19 protein-coding genes are annotated in these 15,697 nt (G+C 52.9%); 5 read left to right on the plus strand and 14 right to left on the minus strand.

From position 1 onward, the window contains the following. Window positions 1-48 precede the first annotated feature (48 nt). The 3 genes from H6X83_RS14175 to H6X83_RS14185 are packed head-to-tail and all read right to left on the minus strand — an operon-like array spanning window position 49 to window position 1,050. The gene (locus H6X83_RS14175; protein WP_212507102.1) at window positions 49-594 is read right to left on the minus strand and encodes a DUF1893 domain-containing protein; all 546 of its coding nucleotides are present in this window, start codon (window positions 592-594) and stop codon (window positions 49-51) included. Next, window positions 554-850, minus strand: coding sequence for a LuxR C-terminal-related transcriptional regulator (locus H6X83_RS14180; RefSeq protein ID WP_212507103.1), 297 nt, complete (start codon window positions 848-850; stop codon window positions 554-556). The genes H6X83_RS14175 and H6X83_RS14180 overlap by 41 nt, the downstream gene beginning before the upstream one ends. Beyond that, entirely contained in the window at window positions 847-1,050 is a 204-nt protein-coding gene (locus H6X83_RS14185; protein WP_212507104.1) for a hypothetical protein, read from the minus strand. The genes H6X83_RS14180 and H6X83_RS14185 overlap by 4 nt, the downstream gene beginning before the upstream one ends. Window positions 1,051-1,248: 198 nt before the next feature. On the opposite strand from H6X83_RS14185, the gene H6X83_RS14190 reads away from it, so the two are divergent. Continuing rightward, window positions 1,249-2,517, plus strand: coding sequence for a chloride channel protein (locus H6X83_RS14190; RefSeq protein WP_212507105.1), 1,269 nt, complete (start codon window positions 1,249-1,251; stop codon window positions 2,515-2,517). Between the two features lie 56 nt (window positions 2,518-2,573). On the opposite strand, the gene H6X83_RS14195 is transcribed toward H6X83_RS14190, so the two are convergent. The 3 genes from H6X83_RS14195 to H6X83_RS14205 form a co-directional block, all read right to left on the minus strand. Next, window positions 2,574-3,107 (minus strand): GNAT family N-acetyltransferase, encoded by a 534-nt coding sequence (locus tag H6X83_RS14195; protein ID WP_212507106.1) that lies wholly within the window; start codon window positions 3,105-3,107, stop codon window positions 2,574-2,576. A 358-nt stretch (window positions 3,108-3,465) separates the two neighbouring features. Then, complete coding sequence (locus H6X83_RS14200) at window positions 3,466-5,166, minus strand: phospho-sugar mutase (protein ID WP_212507107.1); 1,701 nt, start codon at window positions 5,164-5,166, stop codon at window positions 3,466-3,468. 125 nt (window positions 5,167-5,291) lie between these two features. After that, a complete protein-coding gene (locus H6X83_RS14205) occupies window positions 5,292-5,759 on the minus strand; it encodes a YfcE family phosphodiesterase (RefSeq protein WP_212507108.1) in 468 nt (155 codons plus the stop codon). Window positions 5,760-5,834: 75 nt separating this feature from the next. Between H6X83_RS14205 and H6X83_RS14210 the strand changes: the two genes are divergently transcribed. The 3 genes from H6X83_RS14210 to H6X83_RS14220 are packed head-to-tail and all read left to right on the plus strand — an operon-like array spanning window position 5,835 to window position 6,870. Next, the gene (locus H6X83_RS14210) at window positions 5,835-6,050 is read left to right on the plus strand and encodes a hypothetical protein (protein WP_212507109.1); all 216 of its coding nucleotides are present in this window, start codon (window positions 5,835-5,837) and stop codon (window positions 6,048-6,050) included. A 3-nt stretch (window positions 6,051-6,053) separates the two neighbouring features. After that, window positions 6,054-6,488 (plus strand): hypothetical protein, encoded by a 435-nt coding sequence (locus H6X83_RS14215; protein ID WP_212507110.1) that lies wholly within the window; start codon window positions 6,054-6,056, stop codon window positions 6,486-6,488. A 28-nt stretch (window positions 6,489-6,516) separates the two neighbouring features. After that, a complete protein-coding gene (locus H6X83_RS14220) occupies window positions 6,517-6,870 on the plus strand; it encodes a hypothetical protein (protein WP_212507111.1) in 354 nt (117 codons plus the stop codon). A gap of 130 nt (window positions 6,871-7,000) precedes the next feature. Here H6X83_RS14220 and H6X83_RS14225 read toward each other — a convergent pair whose 3' ends face one another. Continuing rightward, window positions 7,001-8,242, minus strand: coding sequence for a glutamate-5-semialdehyde dehydrogenase (locus H6X83_RS14225; protein WP_212508603.1), 1,242 nt, complete (start codon window positions 8,240-8,242; stop codon window positions 7,001-7,003). 88 nt (window positions 8,243-8,330) lie between these two features. Next, on the minus strand, window positions 8,331-9,137 hold the full coding sequence (gene proB / locus H6X83_RS14230; RefSeq protein WP_212507112.1) for a glutamate 5-kinase: 807 nt from the start codon (window positions 9,135-9,137) through the stop codon (window positions 8,331-8,333). A gap of 371 nt (window positions 9,138-9,508) precedes the next feature. On the opposite strand from proB, the gene H6X83_RS14235 reads away from it, so the two are divergent. Then, entirely contained in the window at window positions 9,509-9,724 is a 216-nt protein-coding gene (locus H6X83_RS14235; RefSeq protein WP_212507113.1) for a DUF378 domain-containing protein, read from the plus strand. 62 nt (window positions 9,725-9,786) lie between these two features. Here the strand turns inward: H6X83_RS14235 and H6X83_RS14240 are convergent, their stop codons facing one another. From H6X83_RS14240 to rbfA, 6 genes are all read right to left on the minus strand, one after another. Beyond that, window positions 9,787-11,928, minus strand: coding sequence for a polyribonucleotide nucleotidyltransferase (locus tag H6X83_RS14240; RefSeq protein ID WP_212507114.1), 2,142 nt, complete (start codon window positions 11,926-11,928; stop codon window positions 9,787-9,789). 175 nt (window positions 11,929-12,103) lie between these two features. Next, window positions 12,104-12,367 carry a 30S ribosomal protein S15 gene (gene rpsO / locus H6X83_RS14245; protein WP_212507115.1) on the minus strand — a complete coding sequence of 88 codons (264 nt, stop codon included), beginning with the start codon at window positions 12,365-12,367 and terminating at the stop codon, window positions 12,104-12,106. Between the two features lie 125 nt (window positions 12,368-12,492). After that, complete coding sequence (gene ribF, locus H6X83_RS14250) at window positions 12,493-13,419, minus strand: riboflavin biosynthesis protein RibF (protein WP_212507116.1); 927 nt, start codon at window positions 13,417-13,419, stop codon at window positions 12,493-12,495. Window positions 13,420-13,423: 4 nt separating this feature from the next. Further along, window positions 13,424-14,323 carry a tRNA pseudouridine(55) synthase TruB gene (gene truB, locus H6X83_RS14255; RefSeq protein ID WP_212507117.1) on the minus strand — a complete coding sequence of 300 codons (900 nt, stop codon included), beginning with the start codon at window positions 14,321-14,323 and terminating at the stop codon, window positions 13,424-13,426. Beyond that, window positions 14,320-15,276, minus strand: coding sequence for a DHH family phosphoesterase (locus tag H6X83_RS14260; protein ID WP_212507118.1), 957 nt, complete (start codon window positions 15,274-15,276; stop codon window positions 14,320-14,322). The genes truB and H6X83_RS14260 overlap by 4 nt, the downstream gene beginning before the upstream one ends. Further along, entirely contained in the window at window positions 15,254-15,622 is a 369-nt protein-coding gene (gene rbfA / locus H6X83_RS14265) for a 30S ribosome-binding factor RbfA (RefSeq protein WP_212507119.1), read from the minus strand. Before rbfA ends, H6X83_RS14260 begins: the two co-directional genes overlap by 23 nt. Between the last annotated feature and the right edge of the window lie 75 nt (window positions 15,623-15,697).

Here is a 15,697-nt window from a genome sequence, read left to right on the forward strand (position 1 = left end):
AATGCTTTCGTAAAAAAAGCATTCGGGCATTTTTATGGAATCTATTGCTTACTGCACAGGCTTTCCCTTCAACCGCGCCAGCGTTTCCTGTAATTTTTGAAGTGCTTCTTCCTCATTCTGCACTTCCAGCACGCTCTGCTCCATGGGGCACATTCCGTCCTGTGTGCGATTTTTAATGTACGGCACCAACTGCCCATAGGTGACCGGCACATTTCGGCTCTCCAGCAGCTCCTTTGCCGGCTCACTGAGCAGCTGTGCATACAATTCACGTACACCGCCTTTTAGAAACAAATATGCCGCCGCTTTTCCGATTACTTTATCAGCGGCCGCCGCGCCCCGCAGAATTTCCGGATTCTTCAAAAAATCCAGCAGGGGTGCAATTCCGTTTTTATCGGATGTATAAATTTTACCGTTGTTTTCAACGGCTATAGTATATTCTCCCTGCGTCAGGGTGTCCTTAACCCGCTCTAAATGCTTATCCACTGCATTTCCCTTTCCTGTAAACAAATTCTGCTTTGCATTGTACCACAGATAGCGGACAGGAGCAACTTGTTTAACTGTCTGTCGGCACAAAGCAGCTGTACTGCAGTGCATGCCGCAGCCGCCGGGCTCCCCGCTGCAGATGTTTGCTGACTGTTGGCGGTGCAACGCCCAGCTCCGCTGCAATTTCCTTTACCTGTTCGCCGGCAAGGCGCTTTTCCATGCACTCTCGCTGCCGCTGTGTCAGTTCACGCTGCATTGCCAGACGCAATGCCCGCCGCATAGCCGCATAACGGTAATCCGGCTGGTCCGGACCGGGACCGTTCAGCTCCTGCGGCAACAGGTCATAACTTAATATCCGATGTTTCATTGACAGCACCCCCTCAGGTAAGTGCCGGTTGCACGGCACTCCAAGTACATTTGGTACAGCATAGTTGCCCGTGCGGAAAGGCTGCGGCTTTCTTCCACGCCAAGTCCTTTTTGCTTCAGCTGTTTTTGCACTGGAACAAGATGCGCCTTTAGCGCCTCGGCCTCTCTCAAATACTCTTCTCCCCATTTCTGAAAATCCATAATTTTACCACTCACTTTCTGTTGTGCAGCGGAATCCCTCTAATTTCCATAATACAAAACGTGTGTTCTTTATTCAAGACTATTTACGAATATTTGTTCTTCAAATTTGAGCAGTGTCCCAAAAATGGGACACTGCTCGCTTGTGTTCACACTTTTTGCATGGTAAAATGGATTTGTATTGTTAAGGAGTGAACAAATTTGCAAAAAACAAAATTAAAACATAAAGCAGAGCACTGGCAAAAACGGCTGCTCACTTTTTTGAAATGGGTCCTGCTCAGCATTGGTATTGGAGTACTGATTGGCGGCGGAGTCGGCACCCTGTTTTACTACCTTCTGCAGTGGACAACACAAACACGCACAAACAGCCCCTGGCTTCTGTTCCTGCTTCCGGCGGGCGGTCTGTTCATTGTCTGGCTGTACCGCGCATGCGGCGTAAAACAGAGCCGCGGTACCGACTTGGTTTTGTTGGCTGTGCGCTCTCCTCAGCCGCTGCCCGCACGCATGGCACCGCTGATTTTCATTGCGACTGCTGTTACCCATCTATTTGGCGGCTCTGCCGGACGCGAAGGTGCTGCACTGCAAATTGGCGGCAGTCTTGGTTACGGTGCGGGCCGCCTTTTTAAGTTAGACGAAAAAGCCCTGCACGTTGTGACCATGTGCGGCATGGGCGCTGTTTTTTCCGCACTTTTTGGAACACCGGTTGCCGCAGCTGTTTTTGCTATGGAGGTTGTCAGCGTAGGGCAGATGTATTACTCCGCACTGGTTCCGGTCACAATTTCCAGCCTGCTGGCTTCCGGCATCGCCAGCCGCCTTGGCGCGGTGCCAACTCACTACATACTCGCTGAAGTCGGCAGCGGCCTGCATTTACTGCCAGCACTGCAGATTGCCCTGCTGGCCGCGCTTTGCGCTGCAGTCGCCATTTTGTTTTGCCAAACCCTGCACATCGCCGGTCGGCTGTACCGTCAATTTCTGCCGAACCCCTATTTACGGGTACTGATGGGCAGTGCGCTGGTTATCGTTCTCATGCTCTTAACCGGCACTTCTGATTACGAAGGCGCCGGCACAAATGTAATTGCACGCGCAATCGGCGGTCACGCCCGCCCGGAAGCATTTGTTTTGAAAATTCTGCTGACTGCCCTTACCCTTGGCGCGGGTTTTAAGGGCGGCGAAATTGTTCCTAGCTTTTTCATCGGCGCGACTTTCGGCTGTTGGATGGGCGGCCTGCTTGGGCTTGACCCCGGGCTGGGTGCTGCGGTTGGAATGCTGTGCGTTTTCTGCGGCGTTGTCAACTGCCCGCTGACGGCACTGCTGCTCGGCTGTTCTCTGTTTGGTTACAGCGGGGCACCGTACTTTTTCCTTGCCTGTGCCATTTCCTACGCGCTTTCCGGCTACACCGGGCTTTACGCCGAACAAACCATTCTTTACAGCAAATTTCGCCCGCAGTTCATCAATAAAAGAACAGAATGAATCTAAAAAAGCCGGAAGCGTTTTCCACACCACTCCCGGCTTTTGTTGAATATTTTTTAAATTTTCTTTCGCGGCTGCGGATGCTCCGGCAGCTGCAGCTGTTTCACCAAAACAGCAAGGTCACACCATTTGTTTCGTTTGTACCCAATGTGCGGATACAGACACAAGTCCTCGTAACCGCATGCGTGATGAAAACCAATGCTTTCCGGATTTGGCACGGCAATCTGCGCGTAAAGCTGCGCCACACCCATTTCCTTCAGCAGCTTTTCCAGTTGTGCATACAGTGCATGGCCAGCGCCATGTCCGCGGTAGTTCCAGTCCAGATAAACACTGACCTCTGCAGACCACTGAAAAGCCGCACGCGCCTGCATCTGATGTGCGTAAGCGTACCCCAGCACTTTTCCGTTTTCCTCGTAAACCAGCCACGGAAAATCTTTTTGTGTCTCCACAACTCGGTGTGCCATTTCCTGAGCACTCGGTGCTTCTTCCTCAAAAGTAATGACTGTTTGGCATACATAGGGTTCGTAGATTTCTGCCAGACGCGCACCATCGGATGTTTTTGCCGCGCGGATTTCAAACGTCTTCTCCATTTTTATCCCCTTTTCCCCAAATTTTCTCGCTCATTATAGAAGATTGCGTAATAAAATTCAACTGCACCGCACTAAAGTGTTGCTGAACAAGAAAAGGAGCAGCTGCAAAACCTGCAGCTGCTCCTGAATTATACAGTTCCTACTCGCTCATGCAGAGCGATATGCGTTAGACGCATGGCGCTGATTCAAATATATCGCGCGGGCCTCGATTGCCCGAACCTGTACTGTAATTATAGTATACACATAATCTTCTAAAATGTCAACAGTATTTTCAAATTTTTTGGTTAATTAAATAAATTTTTTTCCTAAAAATTCTTTATAAGGAATTGCAACCGCCAATTTTCTACAAAAAACCGCTTTATTTGCCCAACAGTGCTTTGCCGCCTTCGGCAAGTTTGTCAATCAGCCGGATGCTTTCCGCCTCATCTTTGCCCTTGGCAGAAAGGTATACTTTAATTTTCGGTTCGGTACCGGAAGGACGCACAATGACCTTGCTGCCGTTTTCCAAACGATACTCAAGAACATTTGACTTCGGCAGGTCAATGGTGCTCTCTTTCCCTGCGTCACTGCGAACACTGCGCTCGTAGTCGCTCCAACCCGAAACATGGAAGCCGGCAACTTCAGCAGGCGCATTTTTGCGCAGGCCGTCCATAATCTGCTGCATCTGCAGCATACCGTCCTCGCCCTCAAAGCCAAAGTTCAGCAGGCCATTGCGGTAGTAACCGTACTTTTTGTACAGCTCCTCAATCGCGTCCGCAAGGGACAGTCCCTTCTCTTTATACCAGCTTGCCATCTCGCAAATCAGCATGGTGGCATCCACCGCGTCCTTATCGCGCACATAGCCGCCGGAAAGGTAACCGTAGCTTTCCTCAAAACCGAGCAGGAAGCGGTCCTCCTCTCCCTTTTCCTCCAACAGCGCAATCTGGTCGCCAATATACTTAAAGCCAGTCAGCACGCGGTGCATTTCGATACCGTAGGTCTCTGCCACAGCATCCGCCATATCCGTGCTGACAATGGTCGTAACGCCCACCGGCACTTTCGGCAGACGGCCCTGCTCCTTTTTGGCACTGGCAATAAAGTTCAGCAGCAGCACACCCACTTCGTTGCCGGACATTAAGCGGAACGTATCGCCGTTTTTCACAGCAATGCCGCAGCGGTCACAGTCCGGGTCGGTGGCAATCAGCAGGTCATCCCCAGTTTTTTCGCACAGTTCCAGACCTTTTTGCAAAGCTTCCTTAATTTCCGGGTTCGGGAACGGGCAGGTTGGGAAGTTGCCGTCCGGCCACTCCTGCTCCGGCACAACGTCCACTTTCTGCACACCCAAACGCTCCATGATGCGGGTGCAGCAGACACGGCCGGTGCCGTTGAGCGGAGAATAAACAACTTTCAGGTTGTCACAAGGTTTCTGCAGGATGCGTTCTGCAAATACGGCATCCAAAAATGCGTCCTGCACAGCGTCCGGAATGGTTACAATCAGCCCCTGCTTTACGCCTTCCTCGTAATCTATGCGGCGGATGTCGCTGAACAAATCCGTGTGGTCGATTTCGCTCTGCACATCGGTCGCCATCTGTGCGGTAATCTGGCATCCATCATTGCCGTAAACCTTGTAGCCATTGTACTTGGCTGGGTTATGGCTTGCAGTCACGTTAATACCTGCGTCGCAGTGCAGATACCGCACCGCAAAGGACAGCGTCGGTGTTGGAGAAAGCCACGGATAAATATGTGCGATAATGCCGTTTGCAGCCAGTACAGCAGCGCTTTCCTTTGCAAACACATCCGACTTAATGCGGCTGTCATAGGCAATCGCAACGCTGGGGCGGTTCCCCGCTGCATGTTTGTTTAAGTAGTTGGCAAGGCCCTGCGTTGCCTGCCCAACAGTGTAAATATTCATGCGGTTTGTGCCAGCACCGATTACGCCGCGCAGTCCCGCTGTGCCAAAGGACAAACTGCGGTAGAAACGGTCATTGATTTCTTCCGGCTTATCCTGAATATGCTTCAGTTCCTCTGATAAGTCCGCGTCATTCAGAACTTGAGAACGCCATCTTTCGTATTCCGTCATGTTTCCTGTCCTCCCAAATGTTTGAATTTCTTACCTCATAATTAAGCAGCACTATTTCCTTTACCGCGGCAAACATCCGCGGCTGTCTTTAGCGTATCATTACAACTTAAAAAAGTCAATCACTGTCAACGCAAACGCACAATATTTGTAACCACACCTGCCGGTGTAATATCAACAAAACCGTAAGTTCCCTCCCCGCCGTGCAGCGAACCTGGATTCATAATATACAGTCCATCCACATAGTCTGTCAATGCTTCATGCGTATGTCCAAACAGCAAAATATCTGCACCGCGTTCCTGTGCTGCGCGAATCACCTCATCGACACCGGCTTTTACATTTTCCGCATAGCCGTGTGTTAAAAACAGCTTTTTCCCGGCAAGTTCAACCATCATGTGTGCGTGGAGCCCACTTCCCCAATCGCAGTTTCCGCGCACCATGTAAAATTGTTTTTCCGGAAAAGAGCGCTTGGCCTCCAGTGCCTCCTGCTCACCATCACCCAAATGAACAACTACTTCCGCTTTGGGCTGCGCCAGAATCGCTTTTTGCAGCGCCCAACGGTCGCGGTGCGTGTCAGACACAACTAATACTCGCATTTTGAGAACCTCCATATGAATTTACTCATATCGTAAGAACAGCACGCATACTTTTTACTGAAGGAGTGGGTAAACTTGCAAAATCGGAAATCAAATGGTTTTGGAAATGTACCAATGCCTCAAAATCCGCAGAATGTCACACCCGAGCAGGTTCAGCAGCTGCTGAACAGCCTGCCGCAGGCTGACAAAGCGCGGATTGAATCCGTCCTGCAAAACAAGGAAGCAACTCAGAAGCTGCTTTCCACGCCGCAGGCACAGGCCCTGATGAAAAAATTCGGCGGAGGAAAATAACCTATGGATGACCTTGCCCAAAAGCTTTCTGCAATGCTGAATGACCCGAGCACCATGGCACAGGTACAGTCCATCATGGGTGCACTGGGCAGCGGGAACTCTGTCGGGCAGACAGCACCCGCACCACCACCGACACAGCCTGTCGTCCAACAACAGCCTGTACCCGCGGCAGCCCCTGCTGCGGCAAATCCCTTAGGTGCACTGGCGGGTCTGACCAGTTCCGGGCTGAATGCAGAAACACTTGGGCTGGTCACACGGCTTGCGCCAATGCTTTCCTCCATCCAACAGGAGGATGACAGCACCCGTCTGCTGCACGCGCTGCGCCCGCTTTTGGGTGCCACACGGCAAAAAAAACTGGATGAGGCAATTCGGCTGCTGCAGATGATGCGCATGCTGCCGCTTCTTCGGCAGTCGGGAATTCTGGGGCAGCTGCTCTAAAAAAACAAGAAGGAAGGAGGCGGCAGCAGTGGCAGGTTCGGAATCGAATGATGTACAGCAGATGCGGCAGGACGCAATCCGCCGCTCACAGGAAATGTACCGCCGTGCGCAGGCGCCGCCCGGCTACACCGGCAGTGCCTTTTCAGAACCGCAGCCGTCTGCACCGCCCCCGCCGCCTCAGCAGGAGTCAGCAGAACCAGAATCGGAACCGCCGGAATCTAACAGTGCCGCGCCGACCGCAGATCAGAATCCGCCAAGCTTTTTTCAGGCGCTGTTTTCAGACAGTGAACGCAACTTGGTGCTGGGCATTCTGCTTCTGCTCATGGAAGAAAAGGATTCTGACCCGGCGCTGATTTTTGCGATGCTTTATTTACTGCTGTAAGGGCAGACCTAGAGAGAACCTCCCTTACAGGCTCCCAAACCTGCGAGCGCTTCTTAGGATAAGGCCGTGGGTGCTGTCCACGCCTGCCGCCCTTGAAAGGACGGGCGGAACTTTTACTGTACGGGCACTTTTAACGCACTTGCCCGTTCCCCATCACTAAAAATTTACTGCTGGTCAGCTGGTTCACACCCATTGGGCCGCGAGCGTGCAGTTTTTGGGTGCTGATACCGATTTCTGCACCCAAACCAAACTCGCCGCCGTCCGTAAAGCGCGTGGATGCATTCACATACACTGCCGCGCTGTCCACTTCCTGCTGGAAGCGGCGTGCATTCGTGTAGCTGCTGGTTACAATGCATTCGCTGTGGCCGGTGCTGTACTTCGCAATGTGCTGCAGTGCATCGTCCATGCTGTCCACTACTTTTACCGCCAAAATGTAATCGTCGTACTCGGTTGCCCAGTCCTCTTCTGTCGCAGGCTTCACCTGTTCACCCAATATTTCCCGGGTGATAGGGCAGCCGCGCAGCTCCACATTCTTTTCCGCCAGCCTTGCCCCGATAACGGGCAGGGCTTTTTTTGCAATATTTTTATGGATCAAAATGGTTTCAATTGCATTGCAGACACTTGGGCGGCTGGTTTTGGCGTTATAAATAATGTTTGCCGCCATTTCAATATCCGCGCTGTCGTCCACATAGACATGGCAGTTTCCCGCGCCGGTCTGGATCACCGGCACGCGCGCGTTTTTCACCACACTTTGAATCAAACCATGGCCACCGCGGGGAATCAGCACATCCAAATAGCCGGTCATTTCCATCATACCGGTTGCGGAAGCGCGGCTGGTGTCCTCTACCAGCTGAATACTGTCACGAGGCAGCCCTGCTGACTCCACCGCTGTGCGCATCAGTTCCACACAGGCATGATTGCTGTGAATTGCTTCTTTGCCACCGCGCAGGATGACCGCATTTCCCGCTTTCAGGCAAAGTGCCGCCGCATCCGCCGCCACGTTTGGGCGAGCCTCAAAAATAATGCCAATGACACCCAGAGGCACACGAACCCGGCGAATCTCCAGTCCGTTTGGACGCACGCCGCCCTCAATAACCTGACCGATGGGGTCCTCCTGTGCGGCTACTTCGCGGGCGCCCTGTGCCATACCGGCAATACGGTCGTGGTTCAGTGCAAGCCTGTCCAACAGCGCCGGACGCATGTCATTCTGCTTTGCATCCGCCAAATCGACTGCATTTGCAGCCAGAAGCGTTTTTTCATTTTGCTCCAGTATCTCCGCAATTGTCCGCAGAGCCTTGTCCTTTTTGGCACCAGCCTGCGCCAGCACCGCTGCCGCCTGCTTCGCGGCCTGTCCCATTTCTGTAAGAGTCATATCTACCGAATCCCCCTCCGCTGCCTCATGTTTCATTGCCAGTATAACACCTGTTTTTTAAAAAAGATAATGAATTTCGTAACTTCAGTCAGTTCTCCGCGCCCAGCGGCAAGAACGTAGTGCCCAGCACCACGCCGTCAAACAAATCATAAAGGTCACGCGGATTTGCTCCCGACATCACCACACAGGGGATTCCTGCGTCATTGGCAATGCAGGCCGCGGTAACTTTCGTTGCCATGCCGCCGGTACCGCGGTCACTGCCGGCACCGCCTGCCAGCGCACGAATTTCGTCCGTAATTCCGTATACATACGGAATCCGCTGTGCCTTGGGGTCTTTGCGCGGGTCGCTGCTGTACAAGCCGTCAATATCCGTCAGAATCACCAGAAGGTCGGCCTCCGTCAGCGTTGCGACCGTTGCGGAAAGCGTATCGTTATCGCCGAAATTTTTTCCTGCCAGCTCATCTGTTGCAACGGAATCGTTTTCGTTGACAACTGGGATAATTCCCCGCTGCAGCAGCGTTTGAAAGGTGTTTTCCACATTGCGTTTCGTGACCGTATCCTGCACAACGTCCTTGGTCAGCAGCACCTGCGCAACTGTGTGATTGTATTCACCGAAAAATTTGTCATACATAAACATCAGTTCGCACTGGCCCACCGCAGCAATCGCCTGCCGCTGCTCTATTTCCTCCGGATGTTTGTGCAGACCGAGTTTTCCCATGCCGACTCCCACCGCGCCGCTGGTCACCAGAACCACCTCGCGGCCCTCGTTCTGCAGGCCGCACAGTACTTTGCAGAGTTCCTCCACCCGGCGCAGATTCAGCCGCCCGGTTTCATAGGTAAGCGTGCTGGTACCAACCTTAACGACCACACGCTTTGCCTGTGTAATATGTGACATTTTCATTTCCTCCGTCCCGCGGCAGCATCCGCCCTGCCGTTCCTCAGTTTTATAAGCATTATACCATAAATCACAGCACAGAAAAAGACGAAGGTTTCTACTTCCGGGGGTTCTCTTTTGGCTGGCCGCCCTATTTGTTTCGGTCCGGCCATTTACTGATGATATGTACAACTGCATCATCTGCAACCGAAGCAACAAACGCCATAAGGATATCCAAATGTTTCAACCATTTCCCCTATGGGGTATCTGAAGGACAGCATTAATATGATACCGCATATTAATATATTGCTTGTTTAATTTACTTTTTACTTCAAAATCAAATATTTTTATTAAATGTGCAAATACTACCTCTGCAAAGGAGGAGTTTTCCTATGTTTGATAAAATCGCATTGCTTCTTTCAATTATCGGCGGCATAAACTGGGGTTTGGTTGGACTTTTCCAATTTGACCTGGTTGCGTGGATTTGCGGCGGTGCCCAAACATGGCCTGCCCGTGTCATTTACGTAATTATCGCCATTGCGGCACTGTGGTGCATTTCCATTCTCTTTAAGCACATTTCCATTGACCCCGATGGTCACATCGACTGAAGTTCGGCATCAAGGCCGCAAATGGGCTGCTGTGTCAACAACAGACACAGGCAGCCCATTTTTCATGTTTGTGGCTGATTAACCGCAGCCATTTCCTCTGGTGTCAGCCGCTCCTGCTCGATTTGTGCCGCTTTGCGGGAAAGATTCAGCCTCCCGCGGTTGTCTATTTCCAGCACTTTCACAGTGACAGCATCGCCCACCTGCACAGCATCCGAAACTTTTTCAACATGTTTTACGTCAAGCTGCGAAATGTGCACCAGTCCTTCTTTTCCCGGAACAATTTCAACGAATGCGCCAAAATCCATCAATCTCGTCACTTTTCCGTGATAAAAGGCGCCGGGTTTCGGACCCTCGGCAATCGTTTTTACAATTTCCAGTGCACGTTCAACGCCTTCCGCGTCCATACCGGAAATATAAACATGGCCGTCCTCTGCCACATCCATTTTAACACCGCATTCATCGCAAATCTGATGAATGACCTTGCCGCCAGAACCAATCACTTCACGAATCTTTTCCACCGGCACCCGCGCAACCTGCAGTTTTGGCGCCCATGGCGACAGGACTTTGCGCGGTGCGGGAATTGCTTTGAGCAAAACATCGTCAATAATACTATTGCGTGCCTTGTGCGTTTTATACAGCGCCTCTTTTACCATTGCGGGCGTCAGGCCTTCCATTTTCAAATCCATTTGGATTGCCGTTATGCCCTCTTTGGTGCCGGCTACTTTAAAATCCATATCCCCAAAGAAATCCTCCAACCCCTGAATGTCCACCATGGTCATCCAGCGGTCACCCTCGGTAATCAGTCCGCAGGAAATGCCCGCAACCGGTGCCGCAATCGGCACTCCCGCCGCCATCAGTGCCAGTGTGCTGCCGCAGATGCTCGCCTGTGAGGTGGAACCGTTGGAGGACAGCACTTCACTGACCAAGCGCATGGCATACGGGAAATCGTCCACACTGGGGATAACCGGCAGCAGCGCGCGTTCTGCCAAAGCACCGTGGCCGATTTCGCGGCGGTTCGGCCCACGGCTCGGTTTCGTATCCCCCACGCTGTAGCTTGGAAAGTTGTACTGGTGCATGTACCGTTTTTCGGTCTGTCCGCCCAAATCGTCCAACTGCTGCGCTTCACTGACCGGGCCGAGTGTCACGGTGGTGAGGACCTGCGTCTGTCCGCGGGTAAACATACCGGAACCATGCACGCGCGGCAGCACATCTACCTCTGCCGCCAACGGCCTCATTTCATCCATGCCGCGGCCGTCCACACGTTTTTTGTCATCCAGCAGCCAGCGGCGTACAATGTATTTTTGCGTTTTGTAAAGGCACTCATCCAGCTGCTTTTGGCTGTCGGGATACACTTTTGCAAAATGTTCAAACACATCCGTATATATCTCCTGCAGGCGCGCATCCCGCACATTTTTGTCGTTGGTATCCAGTGCGTCCCGCACCGCGTCGATCGCGTAATCCATAATATCCCGCTGCATTTCGTCACTGGCGTGCTCCGCTGTATACGTAAATTTCGGCTTGCCGATTTCCTCCTGAATCTGCCGGATAAAGGCGAGCATCTCCAGATTCGCCCTGTGACCAATAAGAATACCCTCGTACATTTCCTCATCGGAAACAATCTGTGCACCCGCTTCTATCATTACCATGCGTTCGCCCGCGGACGCGACTGTGACCGCCATGCGGCTTTGCGGACACTGCCCCTCCGTAGGATTCACCACATATTCCCCGTCAAGCAAGCCCACATGAACCGCAGCAACCGGCCCACCCCACGGAATATTGGAAATGGAAAGCGCTGTGCTGGCACCCAGCAGCGCCGCTATGACCGGCGAGCAGTCCGCGTCCAGGCTCATGACTGTACAGACAACGCTGACATCATTGCGCATATCTTTCGGGAACAGCGGCCGAATAGAGCGGTCAATCAGCCGCCCGGCAAGAATCGCTTCTTCCGGCGGTTTGCCTTCGCGCTTTAAATACGAACCGGGAATGCGCCCTGCTGCATACAGTTTTTCGTCATAATCAACGGACAGTGGAAAGAAATCCACACCCTCCCGCGGCTGCACACTCGCCGTGGCTGTGCACAGCACGACCGTTTCGCCGTACCTGACTAAGCACGCACCGTTTGCCAGCTGTGCCATTTTTCCGGTTTCTACACGCAGACTGCGTCCTGCAAGCGTAGTTTCAAAGGTTCTGCTGTGCTCAAACATGGTGGTTCCTCCTTTGCGCATTCCCCTGCGCTCTGCAAAAAATTCATTTATTTTGCATAAAGTATAGCACACATGTTTAAAGATTTATAGTATATATTCAATTATTTTTTAGAATATAAAAAATTCCCACCAAAAGCACGTTTGTGCCTCCGGCAGGAAATTCTCTTTGTAAAAATTACTTACGGATGTTGAGCTTTGCAATGATGGAACGATAGCGCTCAATGTCCACCTTTGTCAGATAGTTCAGCAGGCTGCGGCGGGTGCCAATCATCTTGAACAGACCGCGGCGGCTGTGATGATCCTTCTGATGGGTGCGCAGATGATCAGTCAGGTCATTAATGCGCTTTGTCAGAACAGCAATCTGCACTTCCGGGGAGCCTGTGTCTCCCTCATGGGTAGCATACTGCTTCATGATTTCAGTTTTCTCAGCTTTTGTCATGGATAAAACCACCTTTTTAAAAATTACCGCAAACGCAGAGGAGGGTCATTGTGGAGTCCCGCAAACGGGCAGTCGCCGGCCTCCGCGAAGTGGGCATATTGTTTAGTATAACACAAGACATAAAATTATGCAAACAGTTCCTTGGCATTGCGGCGCAAAAAGTCCTTTGCCCGCTCGCCGTCCGTTTGAATCTGCTTTCCAAGCGCCTCCACGCTGGGAAATTTCTGCTCCGGGCGCAGAAAATGGAGCAAATCGGTACGCACCGTTTCGCCGTAAAATTCCGGACCGCTGTAATCCGGCAGCCACGTTTCCGCAGTCACATGGTGGCCGTCCACCGTTGGGCGCAGGCCAACATTTGTAACACCGCAGTAGGCGCTGCCAAGCAGGTAAACACGGCTGGCGTAAACACCGAAGCGCGGCAAGACAAATGTTTTCGGAATTTCCTGATTCAGCGTTGGGGTACCCAACTGGCGGCCAAGCTGCTGGCCGTGCCGCACCTCTGCAAGGTAGCCGTAAGGCCGACCCAAAAGCTCAGCCGCACCGCCCATATGTCCCTGCGCCACCAGCGCCCGAATACGGGTACTGCTGACCGGTTCGCCGTCCGCAAGCACTGCCGGCGCGACCGCTGTGCGCAGCCCCTGTGCAGCACACAGTTGCTGCAGTTCCTTGCTGCCTGCTCGGCCGCCCGCGCCAAAAGTGAAATTAAACCCACAGCAAACTTTTTTCGCGTGCAGGACGTTCATCAGTACATCTTTGACAAACTGCTCTGCTGTAAAATTCATGATGGTGGAAAAGCGAAGCAGATACAGCTGCCTAACACCGAATTCTTCCAGTACCTGCACCTTCTGCTCCCGCGTCATCAGCTCTCCGCCGGTACTTCCGCCAAGGTCACAAAGCGGATTGTCGGCGAAAGTCAGCACGGTTGGAGTCAGCCCCGGCTCCCCAAGCGTTTGGGAAATCACCGCGCGGTGCCCCAAGTGCAGACCATCAAAGGAACCAAGCGCTACTGCGGTTTCACCCTCACAAGGTGTCAGTTCTTCGTAGATTTTCATATGTTCAGTCCTCCTGTGCAAAAAGGCGCGCTACCGCAAGCTCCCCCTTTTCGGCATCCACAGTACCCAAGCCGAGGAACCGCCCCTGCGCGTCTTTCACCCGGCAGTTTCCGGCAAACGGTGTTTGCGGATGCAGACGCTCCAGCGCAAGTCCGCCGCCGTTACTGAAACGCTTTGCCTGCGGCAGTGTTACGGCAACTTCCGGCAAATCCAGAAAAAGGCTCTCTACCGGCCGCACCTGTGCAAGCAGCTCCTGCTGGTCCATTGCTTTTGCTGTATCCAGTGTAACGGCATCCGCAAGGGAAAAACCAGCAGCGGCGGTGCGCCGCAGTGCTGTCATCATGCCATGGGAGCCAAGTGCCCGCCCAAGGTCGTCGCACAAGGTGCGCACATAGGTGCCGCCGGAGCAGGTCATGACCAGCCGGCCGGTTCGCGCGGCTTCATCGTACTCCAAAAGTTCCAGAGAATCAATCGTCACCCTGCGTGCCTGCCGTTCCACTGTTTTTCCCTGCCGGGCAAGGTCGTAAAGCCGCACGCCGTCTTTGCGCAGTGCACTGTACATAGGCGGCACCTGCTCAATTTCTCCGGTAAATTGGGGAAGTATATTCAGTAAATGCTCCCGGGAAATCGGTGTGCCGTCCTCCGCCTGCACCTTGCCGGTGCGGTCAAGAGTATCCGTCTGCACACCAAACGCAAAAGAAGCCTCATATGTTTTATGCCTGTCCGCTAAAAACGGGAGTGCGCGGGTCGCGCGGCCCAGCAGCATAGGCAGCACACCGGTTGCCATTGGGTCCAGCGTGCCGGTGTGCCCGATTTTCCGCTCGCCGGTCAGCCTGCGCAGTACAGCCACTGCGTCAAAGGAAGTAAAGCCCTCCGGTTTGTCCAGTATCAGTACACCGGTCATATTTCCTCCAGATACTGACTGATGGCGGCAACCAGTTGTTTTTTTGCCTCTTTAACGCCGCAGTGAATGGCGCAGCCGGCAGCACCCGGATGCCCGCCGCCGCCAAATTTCGCACAGATTTCCGAAGCATTGTACGGCTGCGGTGCACGCAGAGAAACCTTCACCAAATCGTCTGCTTTTTCTTTAATAGTCACACCGACATGCACGCCCTCAATACAGCGCGGAATGGATGCAATGCCGTCTGTATCCTCATCTGCCGCGCCGGATTCTTTCACCATTTTTCGGGTCAGCGTTATCACAGCAATTTCTCCATTGCGGAAGTATTCCACAGTGTTCAGCGCTTCGCGCTCCAGCTGCAGACGCTCGCGGCTCTTGGTTGCAAACATAGCGTGGTTTATTTTCGGCGCGGGCACACCCAGTTCCAAAAGCTCCGCTGCAATGCGAAAGGTGCGCGGTGTCACATTGATATACTGAAAGCAGCCGGTGTCCGTTGCAATCCCAGTGTACAAATCCGAAGCAATGGCAATGTCTATTTTCACGCCCAACAGCGGAATCAGGCTGTACATCACCTCACAGGCAGCACTCGCTTGCGGATTGACAAACCATCGCTCTGCATAATGCGTATTGCTGGGATGGTGATCGATACACAGCTGTATTTTTCCGCCGTAAACCGGCTGTAAGGACCCCAGCAGCTGCTCATCTGCCACATCCACCGCAACAATGGCTTTCGGCTCAAACTGCTGCTCCTCCAGCCCTTCAAACAAAAAAGCAAAGCGCTTGCCAATTGGGTCGCTGCACAGCACCTGCGCGCGCTTGCCCAAACTGCGCAGCGCCCGGCAGAGCGCACTGCCGCTGCCCAGTGTATCTCCGTCGGGGGACTGATGGCAGAGAATCCCGATATCCTGCTGCTGCAAGAGCCACGTGGCAGCCTCAATCAGACTTACTTCCATCATCGTCCTCCTTCAGGTCGCTCAGCATACGCGAAATATTTGCGCTGTACTCAATCGAATCCGTTGCCTTAAAGGTCAACGCAGGAACGTGCCGCAGGGAAAGGCGCTGCCCCAGTTCGTGCCGGATGTATCCGGCCGCAGATTTCAGGCCCTCTGCAGCCCGCTGCGCGCGCTGCAGTCCTTCCATATCACTGACATAAACCGTACAGAATGAAAGGTCGCGGCTGACCTCCACCCGCACAATGCTCAGCAGCGTGTTGTTGACACGCGGATCCTTCAGCTCGCGGAAAATCGCCGTCAGTTCCCGGCGAATATCTTCTGTGGTACGGCCCAACTTATGGCTTGGCATACAAACCCCTCCTGTCTGAAAATGCAGAGCGCACCGCACCCTGCATTTTAATAATTGACCTATTATAAAATTGTA

The organism is Caproicibacterium amylolyticum (assembly GCF_014467055.1).
Classification (GTDB): domain Bacteria; phylum Bacillota; class Clostridia; order Oscillospirales; family Acutalibacteraceae; genus Caproicibacterium; species Caproicibacterium amylolyticum.